Genomic DNA, 26,832 nt, shown 5'->3' on the forward strand with positions numbered 1-26,832 from the left:
TACTCGGCGGGGCAGGGATACGAGGCAGGCAGGTTGATATCGGGCCCAAGTCGTTCTTTGTCCCGCCACGGCAGGATGCTGTCGCACCTGGAGCGCTTGGCTGAGTTCGCCGACTTCGCGGGGGAACGGACCCGCGAGATTCGAGCAGGAGTCGGTGGACGAGATGCTGCTGGCGGCTTGGGTCTTGTACTGCCCAGGTCGACGGACCCGTCGTGGCGTGGACAAGGAGTCAGCTTGTTTCGTCCGGGCAGCCCGCGCTGGGCGAGTTCCGCCAGCGCGGGCCGATCACCGTTGACGTCGTTGTGGCACGGGTGGGTTTCGCCGGTGAACGAGCGACCGCCGACGCTGACGCTCGTGGCACCTCCTCCGACCACGACGAGTCCTAGTCCTCCCACCCGAACGTGGCCTCCCACCCGTGCGCGCCGAATGCAGGATGGGTGCTGCCCTGCCGGACGGCAGGGTTGCATGCCGCGGCGGCCCGGGTGCGTCACCCGGCGGGACGTTCCGGGCCGAAGCGGAGGGCTCCGTAGGCCCGCTGGATCAGGAGCGGCCCTGCACCGGGTAGTGGTCGGAGTACCTGTGGTACGTCTTGCCGTCCAGCGACCACGGCGGCGAGGACACGTCCAGGCCGGTGTTCCGCCAAGTGGTGGGGTGCGCATGCCGGTTGTCGAAGAGGATGTAGTCCAGCCACTGCTGGGGGTCGTTGGGGTAGCGTTCGTGCGCCACGTCGTTGGTCTTCGGGTCCATCGTCCACGGAACGCCGTCGTACGTCGGCTCGTCGGCGCTCAGCGTCTGCAGCATGTTCTGGTACTCGGGACCGTGCCAGTTGATGTTGAAGTCGCCCGCGTAGACCACGGGCTCGCTGGCCGGGATGTGCAACCCGTCCACGAAGTTCCGCATCTCCCGCAGCTGACCGGCTCGGATCTTCGCGGCCTCCCCGGTGCTGCAGAGCGAGTCGTCGGCCTGGGTGTGGGTGCCGATGACGTGGACGGGTGAGCCGTTCACGTTCAGCCGGGCGTACGCGAAGCCCTTCTGGGAGGCGGAGTCGGTGCCGCACGCGTCGTCGTAGATGTACTGGATCCTCTTCGTGATGGGCCACCGGCTGACGATTCCCACGCCGCCGTCCTCGGGAGCGAACGCCGAGTAGTCGCCTTGTGTGTCGTCCCAGCCGCTCGTGGAACGGCCGACCACGGGAGTGCGGTACGGGTAGCCCTTCAGCTTGCTCATGAGGATGTCGGAGGCGCTGTTGTCGAACAGTTCCTGGAAGACCATGACGTCGTGGCCTGCGACGTAGGGCGCCGAACCGATCAGGCCGCCCCGGACGTCCTGGGCCCACTGGTCGGTGACGAACGACGGAAGCAGCATCGTGTTCGAGGTCACCACGTCGAGCGACGTGACGGCCGATGCACTCTCCGTCGGCGCGGGCGCCGCCGAAGCCTGCGTCGAGATGACGCACGCACCGGCGAGAATGCCGCTGGCCGACAGCAGAAGTACGGACCTGAGCCTCATCGGGAACCTTTCTGAGGGGTGGAGTATCCCCCGATCCTCGTGCAAGAAGGCTGGATAGTCGTGAGTCGTGAATACTCATCTCGCCCTGCTTCGCACGCGAGAAGGCAACGGACCGTTATCCGTTGCTTACCCACGGTCGGCGCTGGTCCCCTCCGCCTCCATGTGCACGCCGGAGGGCCCGGGGCCGGGCGCTCTGTGACGGGTACCGGCAAGGCGGCCCAACGGGTGGCCGGTCAGGCCACGGTGAGGCACGGCCCACCACGTTGCCGACCGCGACGAAGCCCCCTGCGGGATGCTGCGACTTCGACGTCCGCCTCGGCCCCACACCGACCGCCGCGCAGTGGCTGGCCCTCCCCTGGCCGACCTCGAACGGCTGACGGACCACCCGGGACGCAGCGACTACAAACTGCCCTGCGAGCCGGACGTGTGGCCGAATGCAGACGCGGCCACCGTGGCGCCAGCCACCTTCCCGGCCACCTTCACTAAATGACAGCGCGCCACCCTGCCCGTGCTATGACGGACAGAGTGGCGCGCCTTGTGGGTAACTACTAGTAGACGTGATATTCAGCGCCCCTCGGGCACTGGACTGAAATCCGATTCTCTGGCGCGGGGGCAATCCAGACTTCGGACCACGAGAAAGCCTCCTCGTGGCGGTTGTTGTGATCGTAGAGCGTGTACAGGTTGCCATTCCAGGAGAATGGCGGGGAATAGCTCTGCATGTGGAACGTCGGAGTCTTTCCGACGAGATTGATGGGACCACTGACGTCTACGTGAAACGTCCAGGGCCAGGCCAGGTTGTGCGCGACGCCGCCCGGAAGGTAGGCATTAGGATCGCACGGGGTCCATCCAGGAGTGGCACTGGCACCCGTGGCGGCGCTCATCAGCAGGCCAAGCCCGATCAGTGGCGCGGCAAAAAGATACTTGATTCTTCTCTTGAGCACGATGAAGCCTATCGATGGGTGTGAAGGAGCAACTTGGTCAGGCGTACGAGTAATCGCTGCCCACGGCACAATGAACAAAGAGCGTATTACCCGGCGCAGGCGGTACCCAGATGTTGTTTTGGGCGATCGAGCCGTTCACGCCCTTGACGAACTTGTTGAGTTCACCCGTGTGATAGAACGGGGGTGATCCGCTGAGGAGCTCATAGGTGCCGGAAGTGCGCCCAACCATCGCAGCCGTGCTCTTCATTGTGAACTGAAAGTTGTAGGGCCAAAGGAGGTTCTGGGCGTCCATTCTGAACCCTGTGCCGGGACCGCAACTTCCCGAAGTGTATGCACTGGCACCCGGAGCCACGGAAAGGGAGATTCCAATGGTGGCGCCGAGCGCGATAAGGGCCGTAAGGGCCCGTCTACGGCTTTTCATGACCACATTACCTACTTCTTCATGAGATTGTTCGCCGCCGATTCGGCTGTGCCGAATGCCGGGCGTTCCGTGACGCGGACTGGTGGCACTTGCCGGCAGCATCCGGGCGTCCCGGTTGATGGCCAATGTAGAAGGTGTGGTGAAGTTGTGAATGAGTACGCGCTACTCGAAAGTTGGAGCGGCGGAAGCAGCTCACTCCTCAAGTCGCAGCCTTGGCGCGGGAGGCCGCCGTCGGCACTCGATGGGCGCTCGACCTCCTGGGGCTTACGCGGTGCTGGTCGGGCCCGTGGCCGGAACTGGCGTGCCGGTTGCCGGCCGGTGGTCGGTGCGTGGCCATGGTGGTGGCTCCTTCGCTTCGGACCGCCGTGACATCTCAGGGGGCTGAGAAGTCAAGCGGGCCCCCGGTGGACGGACTTGTGGGCCAGTCAACGGCAAGTGCACCGGCCACATCCTCCGATCGAGCCCGTGCTCGACAGCACGGAACTGTGAAAGCGCCGCCGTATCCGCGCGCGAAGCCGAGCGGGCTTGCGGGTCGTGCATGCGCCTGAAGGCGTGGGGCGAAGGTGCGTTGTTCGTCGAAGTCCTGCCGGGTCTGGAGGCAGTGGTGGCGTTGGCCGAGGAAGCGGTTGAGCGGGTGGCGCCGGGCGGCGTTGCGCCAGTCCCCGTGCTCGCGTCGGCGCCGGTAGCGAGCGTTCGCACCAGGTGAGGTCTGGTGGGCTGAGATAGCTCAGAGAAAACCTGGCGTGCACTAGCCGGTTGCTCTGGACGACTTCGGTGAGATCGATGTCGTCGAAGGCGAGCCCGAAGACGCGGGGCGTGTCCTCTCTGAAGAGGTGGGGCGCTGTTGGCCTTCGCGTGCGCGATGGCCACCCGGACGGGGAAGCCAGACGTGTGCTTGGGCCCGCTGCGGAGTTCGTTCAGGCGCATGATCCGCACCGCCTCCGGAGTCAGGCAACCGAAGGTAATGGTCAAAGACGTCTGAACCGTCGTCGACTGCCGGACCTAGGCCGGCGTCAAGCGCGGCGTGGTTCTGACCCGGCGCAGCGGACACACGTGGTCGCCGCCGGACGGATCTCCAGGCGTTCGGGCGGAATCCTCCCGCCGCAGCCTTCGCACTGTCCGTAACATCCCTGTTCGAGTCGTTCCAGTGCCTGGTCCAGTTCTTCCAGGTGCTCTCGCGCCTGCGCCATCAGGGAAGCGACGTGGGCCCGCTCGAAGGCGGTGGTGCCCCCTTCCGGGTCGTGCTCGTCGTCGACCGCGACCAAGGCGTTCGCCGCGACGATCCCGTCGAAGTCGCGGCTCAGCGCGGCCGCCCGGGCGAGGGTGTCGGCTCGGTCGTCGGCAAGGCGAGCGCGGACGGCCGAGAAGGCGGACGGGCCAGGCTCGTCATGACCGTACCGGCGTACATCTCCCATGCTGCGGCAACGCTGATTCGCCTTTCCCCATTCCCCCCGGCGCAGGACGCGCCAAGATTCCCCCGGCACAGGACGCGTGCCAAGCTGCCCGCCGGAAAGGACGGAGTGCCGGCGGCGGCGTGGCGGACTGATGGCGTGGTCGCCGGGCAGATGGCGTTCGACTGCCGCCTGTGCACTGCCTGGCGTACGGGGGTCCGGCTGGAGCCGCTCTTGCCGGTACGAGGGCAGCGTGGCGGCCGGTGGAACGATCACCGCAGGGTGATCAACAGGATCTTGCTCCGGGTTCGGACGGGCATGGCGTAGCGGGGCCTTCCCGAGCCTCGCGCCGAGCTCCGGCCGGCCCGAGGTGGCCCGGATCCGGGACAGGGTTTTCGACGCTGTGTAAAGAATCCGGTGGCCGTGGGGCTCTCAGCTTGCGTACGGCCGCTGCCTCACCGTGGGGCGCTGGGCCGCGAACTGGAGGAGGTCCGGTGGAGATGACGGGTGGTGGGGTGGTGCAGTTCCTGTTGCTGCTCTTCGCGCCGGCGCTGAAGAGCGTGCTGCAGAGCATCGCGTTCCGCAACCGCGCGGCGGGCAAAGCCGAGATAATCCGTGCGAAGGGGACGTCGGACGTGCGGGCGGGCAAGGGGCGCCGCGCGGGGAAGCGGGGGCGGCGTGGCTGACCGGGAGATGCCGCGGTCGCGGCACGCCGAGGCGCTGGGGGCGCTGGTCGAGGACCGGTACGTGAGGATGGTTCGCTTCGCCGGGAGACGGCTGCACACCCGCGGGGTGCCGCAGTCGTGGGCGGACCCCGAGGACATCGTGCAGAACGCCCTCAAGTCCGTGCTGGCCGTCACCGAACCGATCGACAACGTACGCGCCTACGTCTACACCTGCATACACCACGAGGTGGTGCATGCGGCAGAGCGCCACGCCAAGGGCAGCGGCTACGCCTCGCTCGACGCGGACGTGCGGCCGGAGGACGAGCCGGCGGTCCACCCGGTCGCCGACGCCGAGCTGCGTCACGCTGTCGACGAGGCACTGAAGGGCCTGCCGCTGCAGCAGCGCAGGGTGATGCTGCTGACCCGGGAGCTGGGCATGACCCAGGCGGAAGCGGCCCGCGCGATGGGATCCGCGCCCAGCACCGTGGGCGTCCAGGCACACCGGGCGATGCGCGCGCTGCGCGTGACGCTCGCCGGCCTGGGCACCGCCCTGACCGCGTGGATCACCTGGATCACCACGTTCGGCGGGCGGCACCTCATCCCGGCCGCAGGTATCGAGTCGCCGGCCGGCGCAGTGACGCTGGGCCTCACCGGCACGGTCGGCATCCTGATCATCGTATCGGGGGTGCTGGTGACGTGGGCGACGGGAGATCGCGCCCTGCGGTGGGCGCAGATGGTGAGAGCGCTGCTCAACGCCGGTGAGCCCGGGCGGGCAGGCCGCGACGAGGGCAGCCCCTCCCCTACCTCCGCCGGAACGGTGCCACCGGAACCCACCATCGGCTTCCCGTCCTACCGCGGGGCCGCCGATCCACCCCAGTGACGCCCGCAGGGAGCAGCCGGCTCGCACGGCCGCCCCGACCCGGCAAGGGCGCACCAGCAGTGCGAGACCACACCGCCTGCGGGAACCGAAGCTCGGCGGCTGTCACCGGCAGAGTCGGCCGACGTGGCGAATGGACCTGTCGAAGCAGCCTGCGTATCACGAGTGAGGTTCGCGGCTCGTCACGCACGTCTGTACGGGAGATGGCTGCGGCGCGGATGTCGGGGCGCCCGGTGGGGCGGGACAGGGCCCGCCACGGCCGCGAAGAAGCTGGACCGGTCGCGGGCGGTGATCGACTCCTCCCACCAGTGGGCCGCTCGGTGGGGCCCACCCGTCGGTGAGCTGTCGCTTCGGGACGGTGGAACAGCGAAACGCGCTTTGACCAGCGGCTATGTGCCTCGCCTTGAACGCCGGAACGGGACGCGTCCTCATGATGCGATCCGGGTCCCCGCGGCGGGATGACAGATCGAAATGGTGCACTCTCATCCGCACGAGGTGGTGCCCTTGCAGCACGAACTGGATCCGCACGGCGCCTGCCGGTCCGGGTTCCGAGGCCGGGCCGCCACCCGGCTTCGGACCCGGCTCAGGCAGCAACGGCTCGATCGGCGACCACAGTTCGTCCGACACGAAGGTTCGCCCGACACGATCGAAGTCCGCGACTGACGCTTCCCCACGAGCAGACCTACGACCGCTCAGCCGGAGGCCACAGGGTCAACGGCCTCTGTCAGGACCGGTCAAGCCGTCACAGGGCGTCGGCGAGGCGGTCTACCTGGTCCGGGTCGAGGCCGTAGCAGTAGAGCATGACCTCGTCGGCGCCGAGGTCGGCGAAGCGGGCGATCGCATCGCGGATCTCGGTGGGCGTAGTGAGCGATGCGGCGACCATCCGGTCGGCCATGCCGGTGAAGGCGTAATACGCGCGCATGTTGGCCTGGGCGTCGTCGATCACGTGCTGAGGGCCAAGGGCGACGTTGACCTGCGCGACGATGCGCGGCTCGCCGTCGCGGCCGTGCTCCCTCCAGAAGGTGCGGACGGTGTCGAACAGGCCGCCTGCCCACGAGGGTGCCGCGGCGGCGAGGAAGCCGTCCCCCCAGCGGGCAACGCGTTCGAGCGCCACGGGCTTGAAGCCACCGAAGAGCACTTCAGGGCCGCCGGGCCGGGCGGGCGCGGGGCCGATCGGGCCGACGCCGTCGCCGTACGGCTCACCGGACCAGAGACGGCGCATCACCACCATCTGCTCGTCGAGGCGTCGGCCTCGGGTGCGCTTGTCGATCCCCGTCACCTGATGGTCGTCCGCGCGGCCGCCGATGCCCAGGCCGAGGACCAGGCGGCCACCGGTCATCCGGTCCAAGGTGGCAACCTGCTTGGCGAGGAGGGCCGTATCGCGCAGCGGGGCGAGCAGCACCTCAGTCTGGACGCGGATACGGGAGGTGGCGCCCGCGAGGACGGCGAGCGCGACCAGGGGTTCGGGGTTGTGGTAGACGAGCCGGTCTAGCAGGCCGAGCGTGCTGAAGGGCCCGGCGTCGGCGCGCTGGGCCCAGGTGAGCAGGGTGGCCGGGTCGCCGATGGGCAGGCCGATACCGACGTGCATGAAGGAAACCTCCGAAAGGAAGGGTCGACGAAGACTGCTGCCGCCCCTCCGGCACCTCAGCGAGGTGGGACGCTCCCGCTCTGCGGCGTGCTTCTGGGGAACGTCTCGTAGAGGTGATCTGACCTTAGGGCGAGCCGTGTTCGCGGGACAAGCCGATTTGGCCAGCCCCTGCCCAGCAGTTACGGGCAAGACCTCTGGAATCGCTTTGGTGCGGAGAAGGTGTCCGGGGTCGCGACGCTCGCCGAACTCAACACGATGACCGCCGGGTTGGACCAGGAGAACGACGCCCCCCGGATACAGTCCCGTCCTCGCACGATCGGTGAGTACTTCACGCGGCCGAGCGGCCGCTGCTGACGCCGCGGCCGAAGGAGCATTTCGAGACGGGCCGGCTCCTCACCCCGCGGGTCGACCGCTGAAGCCGGCCCAGCGCTCGCGCCGGCCGCTGCTCGGCGCCGGTCCCGGCCTGCACGGATGTCCGTGTCTCCGGCTCACCGGTGAAGGGGGGGTGGCAGGCATGCCTGCCATGTCGGCGAGGCGACAAGGACCGGTCCCTCTCGCCGTGTTGGCCACGGGAGGGTGCTGAGTTGAGAAACCCGACCCATCACGGCCCGCGTGACCACATCATCACGCGGTGCCGTCGGACAGTCCGTACGAACGCTCGTGCACAGCCAGCCATGACCGTGAGCGACCGCCTGCCCCTCCCTCAGTGCATTGAGCAGTACATACTCATGCCTCGAGCGGAGGCGTCGCAGACCATGTGAGTCGGGTGATGGAGTGTTCACCTGCCAAGTGAGGTTTCCCGTGGGGCACACAGCTGAGCTTTCATCCTATGCACTGACGACATGGACTTACGCCTTGTTCTGTTCACCTCTGCGCCGGAGTGATTACATTGATGCGGATGTAGTCCACAAAGTCGTCGCTGAAGAACTCGTTCGGCATATGGCCACACCTGGAGGAGTGGCGGGAGTCGTTGCGCAGTGTGCAGGCAACTACCCAGAGTTGTTCGCCGCCAGAATGTCCTGGTGCCGAGAGCACGCCATGGGAGCCTATGCGACATACTGCCACGAATGCCGTAACCCGTGAGCGGCACGCCGGCTTTCGATGGTCATTGCCTTGGCGATCCGTGCTGCACAGCAGAGGTAGATGCATACAGTCAGCTTTGGTGGACAGTGCAGCAGGCAACTGACAACAAAGGCCGCACGCTTCCTCGAACGGACAGCCTCCGTCAGTGGTGCGGAATGCTTCTCGACGCTCTCATAGCCTTCCAGGAAGAAGTAAGAGAGCTACGCGAGCCACGAGATCGGGCATGGTGTGTCGAACTGAATCGAGAGATCTGCCAAGTTCTGCGGCCGGTGACCGGCGGTCTGCCGGCACATCGATGGCTGATCCACGCTCGACATCGCACGCATGTTGTCGCATACAGGTCGCCTGATCGCGACCTGTATAAATCGTGGCTCCTCGTCCTCGTGGCCGCGGTACGAACTCTCATCGACCGGACGGCAAGAATCGTCTCACAACCAGCGGAGAGTGAACTGAACAACACCGCTCGAATCGGCCTTATGAAGGCTCGTCACAAGCTGCAGCACGCTTGCCGATATCTCTACTATTCAGGCAGTCGTTCTTTTCGCAAGTGACACTCACGCCAGAGGGAGGCGTGGACCGAACCGGGGTGGCCGAGCAGGATCAGAGGCGCCGCGAGAGTGCAGTATGCGGCGCATCCGGTCGGCCCGGTCCAGGAGATGCGTGCGGACGACCGGGACGGCTCGTGCCGCGACGTCTTCCGCTCGTTCCACGAAGGTCAGGTCGATGCCGAACAGCGGGAAGAGGCATTTGGTGTAGGTCGTCGCCGGCATGGTTCCGCTGCGGTGGATGGTTGTCACGAGATCGAGGTAGGCCTCCGTGTAGGGCCTCAGCAAGTCGTCCTGACCAGCGCTCCAGAACAGCGTCGCAACCGAGTGGACCGAAGCGATGGGCACCGCGCGATCCGTCACCAGCGTCTGCCACACCGCTTTTTTCTCGGCCGCGTCCAGGGTCGCAGCGCTGACTTGGAGCCGGCTGACCCATGCTTCGGGATCCGGGTCGCGGTCAAGGAGAGCCTGTGCCTCGGCTGCGGTCGGGGTTCCGAGCTGCGCCTTGCGAACCAGTGCTCGCCACTGGAGATCGATGTCCTCCCCGGCCTCGGTCTGGAGCCAGGCCACCTCCTCCGGTTCGGCCGCGGTACGAGCGAAGCCGCGCAGCGCCGCTTTGCGGTAGGCGCCGACGCCGGAGAGACCGCGGCACGCTGCTGCCACCGTTCGGAGCAACGCGTCCCGCTCCGACGCCGGGCTCCACAGATCTGCGGCCTCGACAGCCAGGTTGAGATACGGCTCGATCACCGACGCGGCCGTCTCGACAGCCAGCACTCCGGTCAGGCACTGCACGGCTTCGGCGGCTGTCGCTTCCCCGTTGATCAGCATGTCCCAGGCCGTGGTGACGGCGATACCCCGCGCGGTCGCAGTGGGCAGGCGGGCCGCGTTGCGGAAGAACGCGTCTCGGGTCGTGGCGTCGGGTCTCGTCGAGGCGAAGGTCAGGTCTTCATCGTTGACCAGGTACAGGTCGGCTCCTGCGGGCAGGTCGAGCCGGGTCCGTTCGCCTGTCACCTCGACTTCGACGAGTGCTGTTCGTTCGAGGTGGTCCCCTGAACGCTCGTAGGCGCCGACGGCAAGCGCATGCGGGCGCGGTCGGCCACCCGGACCCTGAGCGTCCAGGGCAAACCCGTCTGCGTCGTGGTCGAGAGTCAGCCGGTCGGTGCCCGCTGTCTCCAGCCATCCCGCGCGCCACTGGTCCAGGTCACGTCCGCTGGCGTCGGCGACCGCGTCGATCAGATCCTGCAGCGTGGTGCTGCCCCAGGCGTGCGCGGCGAAGTAGCTGGTGAGACCCGCGGAGAAGTCCGCTTCGCCGACGTACGTCATCAGCTGCTGCAGCACGGACGCGCCCTTGGAGTAGGTGATCGCGTCGAACGTCGCTTCAGCCTCGGAGACATCGCGGACCTGCTGGCGGATCGGGTGCGTCGTCGGTCCCTGGTCCATGAAATAGGCTTTGAGTTTTTCGCCGGCCAGATGTGCCGTCCAGGCATCGGTGTACGACGTCACGCTCACCGCGGCCCAGTTGCTCGCGAACTCCGCGAACGCCTCGTTCAGCCACAGGTCGTCCCACCAGCGCATCGTGACGATGTTGCCGAACCACATGTGCGCGAGCTCGTGCAGCAGGTACCGCGAGAAGATGTCCCACTCCGCCCTGGTCGGCGTGCTCCTGCGCAGGAACCAGTCCATCCAGGTGACGCAGCCGAAGTTCTCCATCGCGCCGGGGTACTCGGGCGTGAAGACCTGGTCGTACTTGTGCTGCGGAAACGGCATGCCGAACTTGCCGGCGAAGAACTCGAGCCCCTGGGTGGTCAGGGTGAACAGCTCGTCGGCGTCCCGGTCCAGGATCGAGGCCAGCGACCGCCGGGCGAAGAGCCCGAGATCATGACCAGCTCCGCGACGACGCAATTCGTAGTACGGGCCCGCATTGATCACGGTGTTGTACGCTGCCAGCGGCGGCGTCGGCGGGAAGGTCCAGCGTCGCACCGAGCCGAGGTCTTCGATCCGCGGGTCGCCGCTGTTGCTCAACACCCGCCAGCCGGCAGGAGCGGTCACGGTGAACGCCCATGGCGCCTTGAGGTCCGGCTGATCGAAGCAGGCCAACACGTAGCGGGCGTAGTCGGGAGTGAAGTCGGTGTAGACATACGTCTCGCCGTCGGCGGGATCCACCGCCTTGTGCACGCCCCGGCCATCGGTCGAGCACTCCGTCACCGAGACCACCGTGAGGACGTTGCGCTCGGCAAGATCGGTCAGTGCGATCCGGCCCTCGCCAGCCGATCGCAGCACGACCCCGTTGAGCGTGGCGCTCTCGACGGCCGCCGCACAGTCGGCAAAGGTCTCGGCCCCGGGCCGGTGACACGTGAAGGTGATCGTCGATTCACACCGGACCCGCGAGCCGGTCATCAGATCCGAGAGGTCGACGGCGATGTCATATCGCTCGACCGTCAGCAGGCTCGCGCGCCCCTCGGCCTCAGTCTGGGTCAGGCTCCTGCCGCTCATCACTTGCCCTCTCGAAGATTCGTTCATGCGCTTCGAACCGCCCGCTCAGCAGCGAGAGGCCCACGTGAGGCGGGTGGGCCCATCGCCTCACCTCTCGACGGTCACGACTGACCCTTCGTCACAACGAGCTCAGCTACAGGTCGGCTCCACGAGGGCCTCGAACCCAGTCGCTGCCGGGGATCCAGCTGATTGTGGACTTGTCCCAGACCTTGGAGGACAGAGCACCCGAAGACGATAAGCGATCCCCTCCCTGCCGTGTTGAGCATCTCCTACTCATCCGATGCCGTGGAACCTGGTGATCATTCGCTCGACCCCGGAGCCGCCGCTGGCCGGGGCGATGGGCCGCGCGTCCTGCGGGTGGACCGCCAGGTCCGACCGGACCGCCACGACAACCGATCTCCCGCTCGCCGAGGCCGTCGCGGAAGCCGGCGTTCTGCCTGTGGCCGGCCTCGACCCCCACCGCTGGCGGCGCCAGACCCCACCGGTCAGCTCACCGGTGGTGTCCAGCGCCAGGCGGCCGCTTCTGCCTCGAGTCCACCCGGATCCGCTGGCGAGCCGTGAACGCACCCCACCTCGTTGCCCTCGTCCGGCCGGAGCCCGCTTCGAACGCGGCCAGCTGGTCGTAACGCCCCGAGGCCTCAGCGGCATAAGGTCTGGTGCACCATGACCGACTCCAACATCTACGGCACCAGCAGCCACACTGCCGACGAGCTTGTTCGCCTAGTCGGCAGTTGCCTCGGGCTGGTCTTCACCAAGCGCGACAGCTACTACAGGGGGATCTATCATCGCGCGGACAGACCCGACGGCGAGATCGAGATCCAGCCCAACCCGATTCCCGGCGACGACGGTGAAGACGACCTCTACGTCACCGAGCACCCGACGATTCAGGTGTTGCCGCTGACGACCACTCCAGCCCCCAACCCCGCCCTGCGGGCACAGCTCGTCGCCATCGAAGGGCTTGCCCACCTGAAGCACGAGTCATGGTGAACGGCTGATGATCCACCTTCACGGCCCCAGCCATGCACCAGGCCCAGACACTCGGGACGGCAGCTCGGCCCGGCTGCCGACGCACAGCCCGGCATCCTGGCGATCAGCGCGGACCTGCGTACGGGACGACCCGCCGAACCGCGTCTCGAAGGCCGCCCGGGCTTGCTGCTGAGCGGTCGGGTCGGGTGCTTCCGTCGGGCGGTCCGGCGTGTGTTCACCAGGTCGTCTCCCTCGGACGCTCGTACGCACGTCAGACCGTGACCGTGCACGTGTCGGACACGACCCGGGAGGGCAGAAGCGCCCTGTAGCCGTTCCCGGTGGTCCCCCGGCGGGAACGGCTACAGCTCACCGCGTGCTCAGGTCGTCGTGCCTAGACGTCAGCTCACGTCCTCGCAGGGCAGTCCGACCGAGGTGTACGTGCCACCGGAGAGCTCCCACCCTTCGGCGCAGGTCTGGCCGGTGCCCCTACCGGTCCCCGCGACGCCGGGATAGGCACTGTCCTGGCCGTTGACCCTCATGTTGGGACCCCACACGTTGATGTGGCCGTAGAACCGGTTCGAGCCGCTGTAGTAGCCGCTGGTCTTGTAGCCGGACGCATTGCCGGTGACGTTGATGCAGACCTTGTGGTTGCAGCCGTGCGCATCCTTGATCTGGGCCTCGTCGCCCACCCGAAGACACACGTCCTTCGCGCATGTCCACCCTGCGCTGGACGCCTGAGCCGTCTCCGCGGCTCCGGCGGCCGCGCCGCTTCCTACGACCAGGCCGAACACCGCTGCCGCGACCAGTACCGAACGCATGATGCCTCCCGTGTGACGGTGTGAAGGTGTGACAGGCCGAGGGATCGTTCCCGGCCTCGGTCCAGAGATAGCCGGAGTTCTTTGTTCGGTGTCCGGACGAGTGCGATGAACAATCAATCGCGGAACATCACATTGCCCGCGGAGTTGCCCACCGGTCTGACCAGCGGTGCCTCCTGGCGCGAGGCGTCCGTGGGCGGGAAAGCCGGCCCCTGTCACACAGGCTGGTGACGAACGGGCCGAAAATCATCGCTCTGACATCGCTGTCCTGTGCGGACCACGACACTTGTTGCGGAAGAGAACGGAACGGGGGAACGATGCCGCGCAAAGAGTCACCGCTTCCGGAGGATGACGACCCGGTGGTGCGGTTCGCCGCCGGGCTGAGGGAACTCCGCCGGGCGGCGGGCGGGCCGTCCTACCGGGATCTCGCCGCACGCGCGCACTACTCGGTGGCAACGCTGTCGAGCGCTGCCGCGGGCCGGAAACTGCCGTCCCTGGAAGTGACCCGGGGCTACGTCAGAGCCTGCGACGGCGACGTGGAGCAATGGGAGGCCTCCTGGCACGCGACGGCAGCCGTCATCGCGCCCGCGCAGAGCACCGCGGATGCCGCTGCTCCCTCACAAGAACAGGACGACTCGCCCTACCCGGGACTCGCCTCCTACGACTCACGGCAGAGCCGGTTCTTCTTCGGCCGAGAACGGGTGGTCGAGCAGCTGCGAAGGCGCCTTGCGGAACAACGGTTCGTCGCCGTCTTCGGCGCTTCGGGAGCCGGCAAGTCCTCGGTGCTGCACGCGGGCCTGTCACCGTGCCTGCAGTCCGAGGGGCGCCTCGTCATCACGCTCACGCCAGGTGTCCGGCCTCTGGAGGAGATGGCAGTGCGTCTGGCGGCCCACGCTGCCACCACACCCGCCCGCCTGCTGGCGGAACTGCGGGCAGACCCCGAGAACCTGCACCTTCTCCTGCGGCAGATCGCCTGTGCGGAACCCGAGCGGGACGAGGTGGTCCTGGTCGTCGACCAGTTCGAGGAAATCTTCACCCTCTGCTCCCGTCCCGCGGAGCGTGCCCGATTCATCGACGCCATCGTCTTGGCCGCCCGGGCTCACAACAGTGCCTGCCGCCTGGTCCTGGGAGTACGGGCGGACTTCTACGCCCACTGCATCGCACACGTCGAACTCGCCAAAGTCCTCGACGCGGCGATGGTGACGCTCGGGCCGATGGACTGCGAGGAGCTCCACCGGGCCATCTGCCAGCCTGCCGTCTCGGTGGGCTGTCGAGTCGAAGGGCGGTTGCTGGCCTATCTGACCGCCCAGGCCCATGGCAACGCCGGGATGCTTCCCCTGCTCTCCCACGCACTCCGGGAAACCTGGAGGCACCGCCGGGGCACACTGCTGACCATGGAGGCCTGCCGGGCCGCGGGATCCATCGGGCACGCCCTGACCCACACCGCCGAACGGTTCTGGGAGTCACTCAGCGCCCGGCAGAAAGATGCCGCCCGGCACCTCTTCCTTCGGCTCGTCGCCGTCGGGGAGGGAACCGAGGACACCAAACGCCGCATCCTCCGCTCCGAGTTGTCAGCCGATTCCGACACGATGGCGATCGTCGACCGCGCCGCCTCCGAACGACTGATCACCGTGGACGGCCGGCACGTGGAACTGACACACGAAGCACTCATCCGCGGCTGGCCACGCCTGGGCGGATGGCTCGCTGAAGACCGCGAGGTGCTGCGCACCCGTCGGCAGCTGACGGAAGCGGCAGCGACCTGGACGCACCTGGAGCATGACCCGGGCGCCCTGCTGAGAGGGGCGCGGCTGGAAGCGGCTCGCCCCCTGGCGCAGGCCGGGCAGGCCGGTCTCACGGCACCCGAGAGAGCGTTCCTCGACGCGAGTCTGGCGGCGGAGGGCGCCGACATGGCGGCAGCCGCCCGGCGCCGGCACCGACGGCGCCTGCTGACCACCGCGTCGGTGATACTCCTGGCCGTATCCCTGACCGCGTCCCTGCTCGCGGTGCACGCCAATCGGGAGGTCACGGCACAGCGCGACGACGCGGTCGCCCACAACGCGAGTGCGACAGCCACCGAACTGTCGCACAGGTCACCGGACCTGGCCGCACGGCTCGCCCTGGCCGCCTACCGGCTGCGGCCGGCCCGGCAGAGCCGCGACGCGCTCCTCAGCACGCTGATGTCCACCTGGACCGCGCACCGGGCCGAGATGTACGCCATCGACGTGAGCCCCGACGGCGCGGTGCTGGCGACGGCAGGCCGGGACCGCACGGTGCGGTTGTGGGACGTGCGCGCTCCGCGTCACCCCCGCGAGACGGCGGTGCTCACCGGCCACAGGGACGCCGTCTATGCGGTCGCCATGCACCCCGGCGGTTCCGTACTGGCCAGCGCGGGGGCCGACGGTGTCCTCACCCTGTGGGACATCTCCGACCCGCGCAGACCCCACCGGCTCTCCACCGTACAGACTCGTACGAGGACGGTGCGCGCGCTGGCCTTCAGCCCGACGGGACGAACCTTGGTGAGCGCCGGAAGCGACGGAGACGTGGTGCTGTGGGACTCGAGGTCCGTCAGGCGGCTCCACCGCGGCGTCAGCTTGCACGGTCACCGGGACGAGGTCCGCTCGGTGGCCTTCAGCGCGGACGGCAGGCTCCTGGCGAGCGCGGGAGGCGGTGACAAGCGCGTCATCCTCTGGGACACCACGTCCCCGGGTCATCCCGTGGAGCGTGCCGACTGGCCGGCTCATTCCACGACCGCCCTCTCCGTCGCCTTCAACCCGCGCACCGGTGTCCTGGCCACGTCCGGCGGCGGCGACCATCCCGTGAAGCTCTGGGACGTCACGGGAGCGCGCCGCCCGGTGCTGCTGGACGCGCTGGACGGCCCCACCGATGTGGTCGGCAGCGCCGTCTTCAGCCCCGACGGCCGGATGCTGGCCGCGGGCAGTGACGACCGCACAGCCCGGATCTGGCGAATCTCCTCACCTCGGCGGGCGCGGAAGGAGGCCGTGCTCGTGGGATTCACGACGGCGGTGCTCGGAATCAGGTTCACTCCGAACGGGCGACAGGCGGTCATCGGCGTGTTCGACGGGACCGCCCACACTCTGCCGACCAACTTCGGGAAACTGGTCGCCGGTGCGTGCAGATTCGCCGGCACACCCCTCACTCACGACGAGTGGCGGCACTACCTGGGTGGCGTGCCCTACCGTCGGCCGTGCTGACCTGCACCCGGTCGGCCGACACGTGATCGGTGCGCATCGCCGCGCTCGTTGGAGAAAGCGCAGGCGGTGCGCTTCGGCGGCCGCGGATCGCTCAGCACTGTCGGATGCCGGACAGTGGCCCCGCCCGGCACCGTGCGGGGCCACTGGTGCTGCACCGGGGTCTGGACGGCCTGACTAGTACTGCATCGGGGCCTCGGCGGACGGACCAGTACTGCACCGGGGCCCGGGCGAACTGACTAGTACTGCACCGGGGCCTGGGCGGACTGACTAGTACTGCACCGGGGCCTGGGCGGCCTGAGCGAAGTGCATGACGGCGGCCTTGGCTCCGGCGGCGACCTCATCGGCCAGGGCCTCGCTGCGCGGGTGGGTGGGGTGCTTCATCGCCCAGAGCATGGAGAACTTGATGATCTGGTCGACGTCGCTCGGGCGCAGCAGGATGGCCTGCCCAGTGTGCAGCGGCTCGGGGGACTTGTGCTGCCACAGACGGTAGAAGCGACCGTCCGCGTCGTTGAAGCCCAGATGCCGGTCGCCGTGGGGGTTGATCAGACTGGTCGTGAAGGGCAGGTCATTCGGGCCCGGCTGCCAGGGCTCTTCCTGCTGGCTCAACGTGTCCTCCGTTGGCGTGCGGTGATCACAACAGACCCGAGTCTGGCAGTAACGGCTGGAGACGGGTGGGCTTTCCAGCCAATGCGCCTGACTGCATCTCTCCGATGCCCTGCTGGAGCGCGTGGCAGGGGGCCAGGCTCGCCGCCGGTGCCGGACCCGGCGGCCAGGTCTTCCTGGCGGCCGGGCAGTGGGGCCACTTGGGGAGCATCCCGCGGGGCGGGCGAAGCCGATGCGACATGCGCTGCACGATCCCGGAGAAGACTGACCAGGTCCGCAATCGCAAGAGGCTCGGTTCCCGCGGTGGTCGCCCGCCGGAGTTCGACAAGGACGACTACAGGGAGCGGCACGCGGTCGAGTGTGGGATCAACCGGCTGAAGCGCCACCGCGCGGTTGCGACGTGGTACGACAAGATCGCCGTCCGCTACCACACGACCGTGCTGGTCGCAGCCATCAACGAGTGGCTATGACCGGCACGGTCTGACCTAGCCGTTGATATCCAAGGCTGTGCCATAGAGCCGCTCCACCCTCAACCGAATGACGATCCTGCGCTCGGCGACCAACTGCTGGAAGAACGCGTCTTCGTCCTCCGGCTTCGCGGCCGTCGGGATCATCGCGAGCAGTTCCCGCCCGACCGCGTCGCCGGGAACCGTCGTGATCTCGGAAGCCTCCGCCGCACCCTCGGCGACGGCGAACGACCAGACGTCGCCACCCTGCACATGCAGCGCCGCGCGCGGGTCGCGCTGCAAATGCTTGACCTTGATGCGGTCGGCCGTGGTGGACAGCCGCACGATGCGGGCCTCGGAGTCCCAGCTGTAGAGCATGGTGGTCAGGTGCGGATGGCCACTTTGCTTCACTGTGGCGAGGGTCCCGAACTGTTGCTTGGCAAGTAGGTCGGAGAGGGCTTCGTTGGACAGGGAGCGAGGCGCTGGTCCTTGAGTCATGCTGTGATCAACTTCCGTAACCTCCCCGGCATTCCACGTCCTCTTGTGCCCTACCATCCACTTTCGCAACAGGCGCTGGTCCTCGAGGACCTGAGCCGTGAGCAGGTGCTCGACTGGCGGGTGCGGGCGCTCAAGGACCACCAGGTGGTGTTCGATCACATCGACCGCTATGGCGAGCCGTCGGCCCGGCGCCTGTTCAGCAACCAGCTGGTCGACCAGGCGCAGCACCACTCCCGGCTCGGGCACCTGGACCTCGGCTACACCTCGTGGGGGCAGGCATGAGCGGCGGCGAGACGTCAGGCGTTGACCTGGCCCGGGTCGCGCTGCGGGCCGCGATGGAGGGGCCCGGAAGAACGGCAACGGCCAGAAGACGAAGCGGAAGCCGCGGGCGGCCACGACCCTCGCCGGTCGACCGGGCCCGGCCCGGCCCGGCAGCAAGCACCACCTGATCGTCGCCCGGCACTGCACTCCCCTGACCGTGTCGCCGACCAGCGGGAACCGTCATGACATCACGCAGCTGATTCCTTTGCTGAACTCCATACGCCGCATCCCCGGGGTCCATGGCCGGCCGCGGCACCGGCCTCGACGGCTGTTCGCCGACCGCGGCTACGACTACGACAAGGTCCGCCGCCTACTCCGGGCCCGTGGCATCACACCGAAGATCGCCCGCAAAGGCACCGCCCACGGCTCCGGCCTGGGCAGGAGCCGCTGGGTCGTCGAGCGGACCTTCGCCTGGCTGCATCGATTCAAGCGGCTACGGATCCGCCACGTGATACGAGCCGGCCTCCACCTTGCACTGCTCCAACTCGCCTGCAGCGTCATCTGTTTGAGACGCCTCCGAACCTCATCCCGAAACGATCAGTTAGAGCCCGACATCACTGGTGGCGCTCACGCGTCTCGAAGGTCGCCCCCCTGCGCGGGTTCGGCCAGGCGGGCCTTCGGCCCGAGCAGCAGCAAGGGGAGGATGGCTGGCGTCGGTGACTCTGCATCAGGTGATGCAGCATGCACCTTTGACAGAACCAACCGTTCTCCTGCTTGTAAGCAAAACCTGAATGAAGGCTGGAATCTTACTCTTGCTTCTCCGCGCTCCGCCCTCTAAAAGGTGGAACGCCCTACTTCACAGAGAATTCGAAGCCGACTGGGCAGGCAACATAGAGAGCCGTGTTGAGAGTCGGAGGAATCCAAATAGTCGTCTGGCTTTGCGTATAAGCCTGGTTCGGCTTGCCGTCTTTAGTCGACCATGCGATGCCATATGGGTTGAGGTCGCCATGGTTGTAGAAGGGTGCAGCCATGGAGGTGTACTCCCACTTACTTCGCGCCACATTGTCCCATACGCCCAACTTGCTTACGAATATCTCTGCGGGGTATGGCCAGATGGCGTTCTGATAAAATGTTGCATACTTAGCAGTATTCGTGCAGCTCTTCGGTCCCATATCCGCTTGGGCCGCAGGCGCCGAAAAGAGGGTTACTCCGATGCTGCCAATTAGGGCAGCAAGGGTCGCTAGCTTGTATCGGTTCATATTGTTCACTCCTCCTGGTGGCCGTGATTCTACGGTTTACTTGCACCCGCTCTTGAGCAATGACTACTCATTCAACTGTCAGGTTGAGTGGGAAGTGGATGATGGTTCGGCGACGAACATCAGTGACGACCACGTGAAGGTCCATTTCCGCAAGGAGATTGACGAGGACGGCCGGCCGCCGGCGGGTGTCGAGAGTCTGTGGGCTGTCGACCTGGGCGATGGCACGGTGCGGCTGGACAACACTCCCTGGTTCGTCCGCGGAGTCGCCAATGGTGACGTCATCAGGATTCAACCGGATGATGACGGTCTTCTCTGGGCCGGAGAAACAGTGGCGCCTTCGCAGAACTGCACCATCCGGCTCATCGTGCTGAAGGACGACGGGTCTGCCGCTGCCGGGCATGGCCGGCCCCCTGGTCGGGGCCGGCGCCCGCCGAGCCGCCGACGACGGCGAGAACTGCGGCGATCACAGCGACCATGGCGATGCCGGCCATAACCGAGTTGCTGAGAGCCAGGCGGCCCGGCGTAGACCACGGCCCCGACGACTAGCGCGACGACCAGGACCAAGAGCACGACGACCAACAGAGCAAGCGTGGACATGCTTTCCCGGAACGCGGCACACCCCCACGCCGGCGGGGAGGACCGCGCGGCGCATCCGGCGGCGTATGGAACGTCCGGAACACCCCGCGTCGGCGGGGAGGACGTGGTGGGCTCGGGCAGAGCGTCACGCTTCGATGTGCGCATTGCGGGTGCTGCCGTCACCGAGATCGTCGGCATCGTCCTGGACAACGCACGGCGTCACGGGCGGGGCACCGTGCAGGTCACGGTGCGGGATCTGGACGGGGCTGTGGCCATCGATGTCGGGGACGAAGGAGTCGTGCACACCGTGCGGGCTGCTTCACCTGGCCTGCGCCGCACACGTGTGCGGCGCCGGGGCCGACGGGCGCACGCGCCGGCGCCGCGGTGCCGCGGCTCGCGCGCGGCGGGAACTCCTCGCCACCTGCCGGCGTCTACTATCCTGTAGACCGTCTACTCTAATGTAGTCGCTCTGCTGCCGGTTTCTGCCCGCCCTTCGGGTCGGGCACAGGGAAAAGGGCTCCGCTCTCATGACGACATCGATGCACCTGGCCTCACAGCTCGCCGTGAACGTGCTCGACGCCCGGTCCCTGCTGACGACGTTCGGAGTCCTGGGCGTGGGGGTGGTGCTGTTCGCTGAGACAGGACTGCTGGTCGGGTTCTTCCTCCCCGGCGACTCACTGCTCTTCACAGCCGGTCTGCTGGCTACGGGCACGTCCGAGGGCGCGGTGAAGCTGTCGTTGGGCCCCTTGCTCGTCTCGGCAGCCGTCGGCGCGCTGGCCGGGGCCCAGTGCGGCTATCTGATCGGCCGGCGCGCCGGCGGGTCGCTGCTGGCGCGCAGTCGGTCGCAGCGGCTCCATGAGGGCTCCAAGCGTGCTGAGGAACTGCTGCAGCGCTACGGGTACGCGAAGGCGATTGTCCTGGCCCGGTTCATCCCGGTGGTCAGGACCGTCCTCAACCCGCTGGCCGGCGTGCTGGAGGTGCCCGTCCGGACGTTCACGTTGTGGCAGGTCATCGGCGGTCTGGTGTGGTCCGTCGGGGTCACGCTCGCGGGATACGCGCTGGGCTCGTCGATCCCGAACGTCGACCGCTATCTGCTGCCGCTGGTCGCGCTGATCGTGGTGGTGTCCCTGATTCCTCTGCTCGCCGAGGTCCTGCGGAGCCGCCGGGGAGCCAAGGCGAACGGGGAGACTCGATGATTCTGGCCTTCAACGGATCATCCCTCGACGGTGCCGCGTACGAGGACGTGGTGCACGACGCTCAGCACGTGCCCGGCTGGCTGGACACGCTGGTCTCCCTGTGGTCGACGTTCGGTCTCGCGCTCTTCGCCGTCATGAGCGCTGTCTGCTGGTGGCGGGCGCGCCGCAGCAGCCCTGCCGCGGCCGTGACAGCGCTCGCCGTTCCGGTGGTCGTGCTCGCGGCCTACGGCGTGGACATGGTGCTGAAACTTCTCGTGCGCGAGGACCGGCCGTGCCAGAGCCTGCATGTCCAGACTCTGCAGGCGTGCCCGGCGCCGGGCGACTGGTCCTTCCCCAGCAATCACGCGGCGATCGCCGCGGCGGCCGCGGTAGCGCTGGTGTTCGTGGGACGCCGGCTCGGCGCGGCCGCGGTCGTGGCCGCGGTGGCGATGGGAGCGTCCCGGGTGTGGATCGGTGCGCATTACCCGCATGACGTGGTGGCCGGCCTCGTCGTCGGTGCACTGGTGGCGTGCGGCGTGATGCTCGTCCTCCGCGACCGGTCACAGGCCGTCGCGGCCTGGCTCACCCAGCGGCGGTTGGGCGCCCTGCTGCTCGCCGCATGACCCGCTGTGACCTGAAGGAGCTCGCCGGGAGCGTCGGCCTCGGGCTGTGGGCCGCCTTCGCAGTGCTGGCCGCGTTCGCGGCCGGGGCCGGCGGCGCACCGCTGGAGCTGGACCAGGACCTGCTGACCTGGTCGGTCGGTCACCGGCCCGAGTGGGCGCTGACACTGGCGCGCATGGTCACCGCCACCGGTACCGGCGTCATCCCGTACGTCCTCGTCGCGCTGGCCGGTGTCGTGGCCGGGCGGACGCCACGCCAACGGCTCACCGCTGCCGCGCTGTGCCTGGCCTGCCTGGCCGTGGCCCAGGCCTTCCGCTACGCGGTGATGGAACCGGCTCACCGGCCCCGCCCGCCGCACGCGGACTGGTCGACCCACGCCTCCGGCTGGGCCTTCCCGTCGGGTCACAGCACCACGAGTGCGCTCGCCGCCGGGCTGCTGATGGTCGCGGTGTCCGTACGGGCACCGCGCGGAGCGACACCGCTGCGGCTGCTGATCGGCTGCTGGGGTGCGACGGTGGGGCTGACCCGGATCCATCTCGGGGTGCACTGGGCCACCGACGTTCTCGGCGGCTGGTTGTTCGCGACAGCCTGGTTGACCGCGTGTCTGTGGGCCGCGGCCCGGTGGCTGCCCGGAGGGCTCCCCGCACGAAAGACGACGGCCCCCACACCGAGGGAGGATCATGCGTCCGAAGATCCTCATCGTTGAGGACGACCACGCGTTGCGTGACGCACTGCGCCGCGGGCTGTCCGACGACTTCGACCCCGTGCTGGCTGCCGACGGTGCCACAGCGCTGCGGCTGGCCACGGACGACATCGCAGCTGCCGTCCTCGACATCGGGCTGCCCGATGCGGACGGCCGAGACGTGTGCCAGGCCATGCGGGCCAACGGGTTCCCCGCGCCCGTGATCTTCCTGACCGCCCGGCATCTGATCACCGACCGGCTGTCCGGCTTCTCCGCCGGCGGTGACGACTACCTTCCCAAGCCCTTCCACCTCGCCGAACTCGCCGCCCGCCTCAGAGCACTGCTGAAAAGAGCCGCCCCCCGGACCGCGCTCTGCAACGCCGATCTCGCACTGGACGCGGTCAACCACAGCATGTCCGCCGACGGCCGTGCGCCGATCGACCTGTCGCCGACGGAGTTCCGGCTCCTGGCCACGCTCGTCGCCGCGGACGGCAGCATCGTGCGCCGCCTGGACCTGGTGCGCGCCGGCTGGCCTGAAGGTGCGCACGTCAACGACAACACCCTCGACCAGTACCTGACACGACTGCGGCGCAAGCTGCGTGACGCCGGCAGCGCCAGGACGATCACCACCGCGCGCGGGGTGGGACACCGCCTCTCATGACGAATTTCGCATCCCGTCTCGGCCCGCACACACTGCGGGGGCGCCTGTCCCTGGTCGCACTCACCACGGCCGCGCTGCTCATGGCCATCCTGACGGTCGTGTTCAACGTCGTCATGGACCGGCACCTGCAACACCAGGCCGACGCCGAACTCCGCAACCGGGCAGAGGCAGTCGCCACGACCATCGACACCGGCGGCGCCCGGGCACGCGTCCTGGAAACCGTCAACGACCAGCTGCTCGACACCAACGTCTGGGTCTACGCCGACGGCCGCCTGCTGGAGAAGCCGCCCTCCGCGGCCGCCGACAGCACGATGTCCCTGGCCGCCGGCCGACTGGCGGCCCATACCAGCCAGGGCTGCGCGACCGTGAGCGGTGATCCCCCGGCGCGCCTGTGCGCGCTGCCGGTCAAGGGCGCCCACGCCGCCACGGTCGTCACCGCGCTCAGCCTGGGCCCGTACCAGAGCTCCGCCGACACCCTTCTGGCCGGCTCCCTCGTCCTGGACGGCGTGATGCTCCTGTGCACCTACGTCCTGACCCGTCTGTCCGTCGGCCGGGCCTTGCGCCCGGTGCAGACCATGACCGACCAGGCCACCCAGTGGAGTGCCGTGGCCTCCGAGGACCGCTTCGGCGCCACCCATCACCCCAGGGAACTCGCCCGGCTGGGATCCTCACTGGACGCGTTGCTGGACCGGATACGCACGGTGCTGCGGCACGAACAGCAGCTGACCGGCGAGCTCTCCCACGAACTGCGCACCCCGCTCACCCGGATCATCATCGAACTCGACTGGTGGAAGGCCCGGCCGCGCTCCGACGACGAAACCCGGGCCACCCACCAGGTGATAGGCGAAGCGGCGCAGTCGATGCGGGCCATCTGCGACACCCTCCTCAACGACGCCCGCGAGCGCACGCACGAACGGATGACCGTGCCGGGCACCACCGACATCGTGCCGGTCCTCCACCGCCTCGTCGAGCAGTTCGACGCGCCCGAGCCGATCAAGGTCGCGTTGGACGTGGACGCCCCCCGGATGGACGCAGCCGCTGCGCCCGCCCTCCTCGAGCGGATCCTGAGCCCCCTGCTGGCCAACGCCGCCCGCTACGCCCACTCGACGGTGACGGTGTCCGCACGGCGGTCGGCCGGCACGGTCCTCATCGACGTCGTCGACGACGGCCCCGGTGTGCCTGACTCCTTCGCCGGCGAACTGTTCACACCCGGACGGCGGGCCGACAGCGGCGACGGACACGACGGCGCAGGCCTGGGTCTGCCTCTGGCACGGCGGCTGGCGCGCGCCGTCGACGGCGACGTGACCTTCGACGCCGTGCTCCGGCCCGGAGCACGGTTCTCGGTCAGCCTTCCTGCCGACTGACCTGCTCCTGCCGGGCGGCCTGGACGGCGAGGCGTCGGTGTTCGCGCCGGTGCGCGTAGGCCATCATGGCGAAGAGGACCGCGAGGAGAACCGCGGAAGAGCCCGAGGTGCCGAGGTCCAGGCCGCCCTTGGCGACGGGCTTGGTGAGGAAGTCACCTGCCGTGGCGCCCAGCGGACGGGTCAGGACGAACGCGATCCAGAACAGCGCGACGTTCGGTACTGCCGGGACCTTCATCAGCATGACGAGCACCAGGAGCAGGCCGACCACGAGGAGGGCGGCGCCGGCGTAGCCGAGTCCGGAGCTGTCGGACAGGAAGTCACCCATGGAGGTGCCCAGCGTGTTCGACACCAAGATCGCGGACCAGAACAGCGCCTCCCCGCGGAAGGTGACGATGTCGCGGATCTGGAACGTCATCCCGCTCATCTTCCAGAAGAGGAAGATCGCCACGAGGATCGAGACGAGGATGGCGGCCCCGACGGGGTAGCCCAGACCGAGTCCCTGCGGCCCCCACCCCAACGAAGTGGCGCCAGCCGCCAGATACTTGGCGCTGGCGTCACGGTTCATGAAGTCGGACATCGTGGTCCCGGCCATGCTGGTCGTCAGGATCACGGTCCAGTAGAAGAACGGGTTGTACCGCTTGGACCGCAGCTGGATCACCAGCGTCGCCACGAAGATTGCGAACAGGGCGATTGTGGTGAGGAAGTAGCCGAGCTTGAGGGTCTGAGCGAAGAGATCGCCGGCCGTCTCCCCCAGCGTCGTCGCAGCGATCTTCATGGTCCAGAACGCCAGGGTGACTTCCGGCAGCTTCTTCATCACGGACTTCACCGTGCTCGACGTGCGCGGCGCGTCGAGTTCGTCGACCATGTCAGGTTCCCCCATGGGCGCACTCCTGTTCGCTCGAGCGGCAGAGCGCCCGCCCCGCGAGGGGACGGGCGCTCCATCGAAGCCGGCTGCCCCTCTGCAAGACAGCCATGGAACGAACCTCACATATCGGTCCTGAAATGTTCCTGAACGCTTGGGCCGGGGACGACTCAGGCCGCGTGCGCGGACGGCGCTTCCGCCGCCAGGGCGACGTCCTTGCGGCTCACGGTCAGGTAGATCACGAGAGCGAGGATCACCGTGAGGAACAGCCCGCTGGTCACCACGGTCCCCAGCCCCAGACCGCCGTCCGCGGTCGGCTGGGAGAGGTAGTCACCCAGGGACGCTCCGAGCGGGCGGGTCAGGATGTAGGCGATCCAGAAGGCCCACACCGCGTTCATGCCGAGCGCGAAGTGCGCGACGGCGACGGCGGCGATGGCCAGCGCGAACAGGACGGCGGACAGCCAGTAACCAAGACCCATGCGCTCGGAGACCAGGTCTCCGGCGGCCGTACCCAGGGCGAAGGTGAACAGTACGGCCAGCCAGTAGAAGCATTCACGACTGGTGGTGTCGATGTGGTGGATGGACAGAGTCCGCTCACGCCAGAACCAGAGCGCGAAGACGATCGCGAGGGCGACGGCGAACACCGTGGTGCTGGTCTCCAGCGGCACACCTATGTTGTCCGTGAGGTTGTCGCTGATCAGGGTGCCGACGACGCTGATGAGAGCGACCGCCAGCCAGTACACACCCGCCCGGTAAGACCGTGTGCGGAACTGCACGACCAGCGACACGGCGAGCAGGGCGCTCATCAGAAGGGACACGCCCGTCAGCCCCAGCCCGGCCTTCTCGTTCAGCAGATCCGCCGCGGTCTCGCCGACCGTAGTGCACAGCACCTTGATGATCCAGAAGTAGACGGTGACCTCAGGCACCTTGTTCCAACGCAACCGCCGGCCGGACGACGGCACCAGGCCGTCGGCGGCGACAGGAGAGGAGGGCTTGGACGTCTCGTATGTCATGACGCCACACCGTGCCACCGGCCACCTGAAAGCATCCTGACCGCCGCGCCGCACCACCTCCAGCGCCCGCCCGGTCACGTGCAGTATGAATCCATGCCTCGCCGTACAGCGCGCCACGACATAGCAGCGCTCCGTCCTTCAGTCCCAGTTGCGACGGAAGAGAGCCGCGTTGACCGCCCAGCACCCCCAACACCTGCCGACCGACCGTGCGACGGCATGGCTGCGGCAGCGGCTCGGCTGCGCCGTGGGCACGTCGTATGCCGCGGCCGTGCTCTTACCCGGCCCAGGACTCTGGCTACGCCGAC

The 26,832-nt window shown here is 68.0% G+C and carries 25 protein-coding genes and 3 pseudogenes; 14 read left to right on the top strand and 14 right to left on the bottom strand.

What is annotated here, in order from left to right; genetic code table 11:
• Positions 1 to 540 precede the first annotated feature (540 nt).
• The 5 genes and pseudogenes from sph to ACGFT2_RS06075 all read right to left on the bottom strand — a co-directional run bounded on the left by sph (position 541) and on the right by ACGFT2_RS06075 (position 4,286).
• Positions 541 to 1,509 (bottom strand): sphingomyelin phosphodiesterase, encoded by a 969-nt coding sequence (gene sph, locus ACGFT2_RS06055; protein ID WP_393273961.1) that lies wholly within the window; start codon positions 1,507 to 1,509, stop codon positions 541 to 543.
• A gap of 548 nt (positions 1,510 to 2,057) precedes the next feature.
• The gene (locus ACGFT2_RS06060) at positions 2,058 to 2,450 is read right to left on the bottom strand and encodes a hypothetical protein (RefSeq protein WP_393273963.1); all 393 of its coding nucleotides are present in this window, start codon (positions 2,448 to 2,450) and stop codon (positions 2,058 to 2,060) included.
• A 37-nt stretch (positions 2,451 to 2,487) separates the two neighbouring features.
• Complete coding sequence (locus ACGFT2_RS06065) at positions 2,488 to 2,997, bottom strand: hypothetical protein (protein ID WP_393273964.1); 510 nt, start codon at positions 2,995 to 2,997, stop codon at positions 2,488 to 2,490.
• Between the two features lie 409 nt (positions 2,998 to 3,406).
• A pseudogene (locus ACGFT2_RS06070) lies at positions 3,407 to 3,693 on the bottom strand (IS110 family transposase); the annotation flags it as partial.
• Between the two features lie 191 nt (positions 3,694 to 3,884).
• Positions 3,885 to 4,286: a TraR/DksA family transcriptional regulator gene (locus tag ACGFT2_RS06075; RefSeq protein WP_393273966.1), complete on the bottom strand. Its 402-nt coding sequence runs from the start codon at positions 4,284 to 4,286 to the stop codon at positions 3,885 to 3,887.
• A 150-nt stretch (positions 4,287 to 4,436) separates the two neighbouring features.
• Between ACGFT2_RS06075 and ACGFT2_RS06080 the strand changes: the two are divergent.
• From ACGFT2_RS06080 to ACGFT2_RS06090, 3 genes and pseudogenes are all read left to right on the top strand, one after another.
• Positions 4,437 to 4,583 (top strand): annotated as a pseudogene (locus ACGFT2_RS06080) (transposase); the annotation flags it as partial.
• Positions 4,584 to 4,762: 179 nt separating this feature from the next.
• Positions 4,763 to 4,948 carry a hypothetical protein gene (locus ACGFT2_RS06085; protein ID WP_393274918.1) on the top strand — a complete coding sequence of 62 codons (186 nt, stop codon included), beginning with the start codon at positions 4,763 to 4,765 and terminating at the stop codon, positions 4,946 to 4,948.
• Positions 4,941 to 5,807, top strand: coding sequence for an RNA polymerase sigma factor (locus ACGFT2_RS06090; protein WP_393273968.1), 867 nt, complete (start codon positions 4,941 to 4,943; stop codon positions 5,805 to 5,807). Before ACGFT2_RS06085 ends, ACGFT2_RS06090 begins: the two co-directional genes overlap by 8 nt.
• Positions 5,808 to 6,546: 739 nt before the next feature.
• Here the strand turns inward: ACGFT2_RS06090 and ACGFT2_RS06095 are convergent.
• Together ACGFT2_RS06095 and pepN are read right to left on the bottom strand one after the other, a co-directional pair.
• Positions 6,547 to 7,392 carry an LLM class flavin-dependent oxidoreductase gene (locus ACGFT2_RS06095; protein WP_393273971.1) on the bottom strand — a complete coding sequence of 282 codons (846 nt, stop codon included), beginning with the start codon at positions 7,390 to 7,392 and terminating at the stop codon, positions 6,547 to 6,549.
• A 1,637-nt stretch (positions 7,393 to 9,029) separates the two neighbouring features.
• Entirely contained in the window at positions 9,030 to 11,513 is a 2,484-nt protein-coding gene (gene pepN, locus ACGFT2_RS06100; RefSeq protein ID WP_393273973.1) for an aminopeptidase N, read from the bottom strand.
• 663 nt (positions 11,514 to 12,176) lie between these two features.
• Between pepN and ACGFT2_RS06105 the strand changes: the two genes are divergently transcribed.
• Positions 12,177 to 12,500: a hypothetical protein gene (locus ACGFT2_RS06105; protein ID WP_393273974.1), complete on the top strand. Its 324-nt coding sequence runs from the start codon at positions 12,177 to 12,179 to the stop codon at positions 12,498 to 12,500.
• Positions 12,501 to 12,877: 377 nt separating this feature from the next.
• Here the strand turns inward: ACGFT2_RS06105 and ACGFT2_RS06110 are convergent, their stop codons facing one another.
• Entirely contained in the window at positions 12,878 to 13,297 is a 420-nt protein-coding gene (locus ACGFT2_RS06110) for a hypothetical protein (protein ID WP_393273977.1), read from the bottom strand.
• A 314-nt stretch (positions 13,298 to 13,611) separates the two neighbouring features.
• On the opposite strand from ACGFT2_RS06110, the gene ACGFT2_RS06115 reads away from it, so the two are divergent.
• Positions 13,612 to 16,506 carry an XRE family transcriptional regulator gene (locus tag ACGFT2_RS06115; RefSeq protein ID WP_393273979.1) on the top strand — a complete coding sequence of 965 codons (2,895 nt, stop codon included), beginning with the start codon at positions 13,612 to 13,614 and terminating at the stop codon, positions 16,504 to 16,506.
• A gap of 267 nt (positions 16,507 to 16,773) precedes the next feature.
• Here ACGFT2_RS06115 and ACGFT2_RS06120 read toward each other — a convergent pair whose 3' ends face one another.
• Positions 16,774 to 17,112 carry a hypothetical protein gene (locus tag ACGFT2_RS06120; protein ID WP_393273981.1) on the bottom strand — a complete coding sequence of 113 codons (339 nt, stop codon included), beginning with the start codon at positions 17,110 to 17,112 and terminating at the stop codon, positions 16,774 to 16,776.
• A gap of 104 nt (positions 17,113 to 17,216) precedes the next feature.
• Here ACGFT2_RS06120 and ACGFT2_RS06125 point away from each other — a divergent pair, with 104 nt between their 5' ends.
• Entirely contained in the window at positions 17,217 to 17,579 is a 363-nt protein-coding gene (locus ACGFT2_RS06125; protein WP_393273984.1) for a hypothetical protein, read from the top strand.
• Between the two features lie 15 nt (positions 17,580 to 17,594).
• Here the strand turns inward: ACGFT2_RS06125 and ACGFT2_RS06130 are convergent, their stop codons facing one another.
• Positions 17,595 to 18,053 carry a PPOX class F420-dependent oxidoreductase gene (locus ACGFT2_RS06130; RefSeq protein WP_393273987.1) on the bottom strand — a complete coding sequence of 153 codons (459 nt, stop codon included), beginning with the start codon at positions 18,051 to 18,053 and terminating at the stop codon, positions 17,595 to 17,597.
• Positions 18,054 to 18,098: 45 nt separating this feature from the next.
• On the opposite strand from ACGFT2_RS06130, the gene ACGFT2_RS06135 reads away from it, so the two are divergent.
• Positions 18,099 to 18,335 (top strand): hypothetical protein, encoded by a 237-nt coding sequence (locus ACGFT2_RS06135; protein WP_393273989.1) that lies wholly within the window; start codon positions 18,099 to 18,101, stop codon positions 18,333 to 18,335.
• Between the two features lie 116 nt (positions 18,336 to 18,451).
• Positions 18,452 to 18,900 (top strand): annotated as a pseudogene (locus tag ACGFT2_RS06140) (IS5 family transposase); the annotation flags it as partial.
• Between the two features lie 265 nt (positions 18,901 to 19,165).
• Here ACGFT2_RS06140 and ACGFT2_RS06145 read toward each other — a convergent pair.
• Positions 19,166 to 19,573, bottom strand: a complete 408-nt coding sequence (locus tag ACGFT2_RS06145) for a hypothetical protein (protein ID WP_393274968.1) — start codon at positions 19,571 to 19,573, stop codon at positions 19,166 to 19,168.
• Here ACGFT2_RS06145 and ACGFT2_RS06150 point away from each other — a divergent pair.
• Entirely contained in the window at positions 19,527 to 20,066 is a 540-nt protein-coding gene (locus tag ACGFT2_RS06150) for a DUF4265 domain-containing protein (RefSeq protein WP_393274920.1), read from the top strand. The two genes, ACGFT2_RS06145 and ACGFT2_RS06150, sit on opposite strands and share 47 nt — an antisense overlap.
• A 228-nt stretch (positions 20,067 to 20,294) precedes the next feature.
• Here ACGFT2_RS06150 and ACGFT2_RS06155 read toward each other — a convergent pair whose 3' ends face one another.
• Complete coding sequence (locus tag ACGFT2_RS06155) at positions 20,295 to 20,453, bottom strand: hypothetical protein (RefSeq protein ID WP_393273991.1); 159 nt, start codon at positions 20,451 to 20,453, stop codon at positions 20,295 to 20,297.
• Between the two features lie 223 nt (positions 20,454 to 20,676).
• Here ACGFT2_RS06155 and ACGFT2_RS06160 point away from each other — a divergent pair, with 223 nt between their 5' ends.
• From ACGFT2_RS06160 to ACGFT2_RS06180, 5 genes are read left to right on the top strand one after another with little or no spacing between them, the layout of a single operon-like run.
• Positions 20,677 to 21,345 carry a DedA family protein gene (locus tag ACGFT2_RS06160; protein ID WP_393273993.1) on the top strand — a complete coding sequence of 223 codons (669 nt, stop codon included), beginning with the start codon at positions 20,677 to 20,679 and terminating at the stop codon, positions 21,343 to 21,345.
• Entirely contained in the window at positions 21,342 to 21,947 is a 606-nt protein-coding gene (locus ACGFT2_RS06165) for a phosphatase PAP2 family protein (protein WP_393273996.1), read from the top strand. The genes ACGFT2_RS06160 and ACGFT2_RS06165 overlap by 4 nt, the downstream gene beginning before the upstream one ends.
• A complete protein-coding gene (locus tag ACGFT2_RS06170; RefSeq protein WP_393273998.1) occupies positions 21,944 to 22,651 on the top strand; it encodes a phosphatase PAP2 family protein in 708 nt (235 codons plus the stop codon). The genes ACGFT2_RS06165 and ACGFT2_RS06170 overlap by 4 nt, the downstream gene beginning before the upstream one ends.
• Positions 22,626 to 23,288 (top strand): response regulator transcription factor, encoded by a 663-nt coding sequence (locus tag ACGFT2_RS06175; protein ID WP_393274000.1) that lies wholly within the window; start codon positions 22,626 to 22,628, stop codon positions 23,286 to 23,288. The genes ACGFT2_RS06170 and ACGFT2_RS06175 overlap by 26 nt, the downstream gene beginning before the upstream one ends.
• On the top strand, positions 23,285 to 24,652 hold the full coding sequence (locus ACGFT2_RS06180) for a sensor histidine kinase (RefSeq protein WP_393274001.1): 1,368 nt from the start codon (positions 23,285 to 23,287) through the stop codon (positions 24,650 to 24,652). Before ACGFT2_RS06175 ends, ACGFT2_RS06180 begins: the two co-directional genes overlap by 4 nt.
• Here ACGFT2_RS06180 and ACGFT2_RS06185 read toward each other — a convergent pair.
• Together ACGFT2_RS06185 and ACGFT2_RS06190 are read right to left on the bottom strand one after the other, a co-directional pair.
• Positions 24,633 to 25,532 carry a hypothetical protein gene (locus ACGFT2_RS06185; protein ID WP_393274004.1) on the bottom strand — a complete coding sequence of 300 codons (900 nt, stop codon included), beginning with the start codon at positions 25,530 to 25,532 and terminating at the stop codon, positions 24,633 to 24,635. The genes ACGFT2_RS06180 and ACGFT2_RS06185 overlap by 20 nt on opposite strands.
• Before the next feature lie 152 nt (positions 25,533 to 25,684).
• Positions 25,685 to 26,527 (bottom strand): hypothetical protein, encoded by an 843-nt coding sequence (locus ACGFT2_RS06190; RefSeq protein WP_393274005.1) that lies wholly within the window; start codon positions 26,525 to 26,527, stop codon positions 25,685 to 25,687.
• Positions 26,528 to 26,832: the final 305 nt, after the last annotated feature.

The organism is Streptomyces sp. NPDC048514 (assembly GCF_043199955.1).
GTDB lineage: Bacteria > Actinomycetota > Actinomycetes > Streptomycetales > Streptomycetaceae > Streptomyces.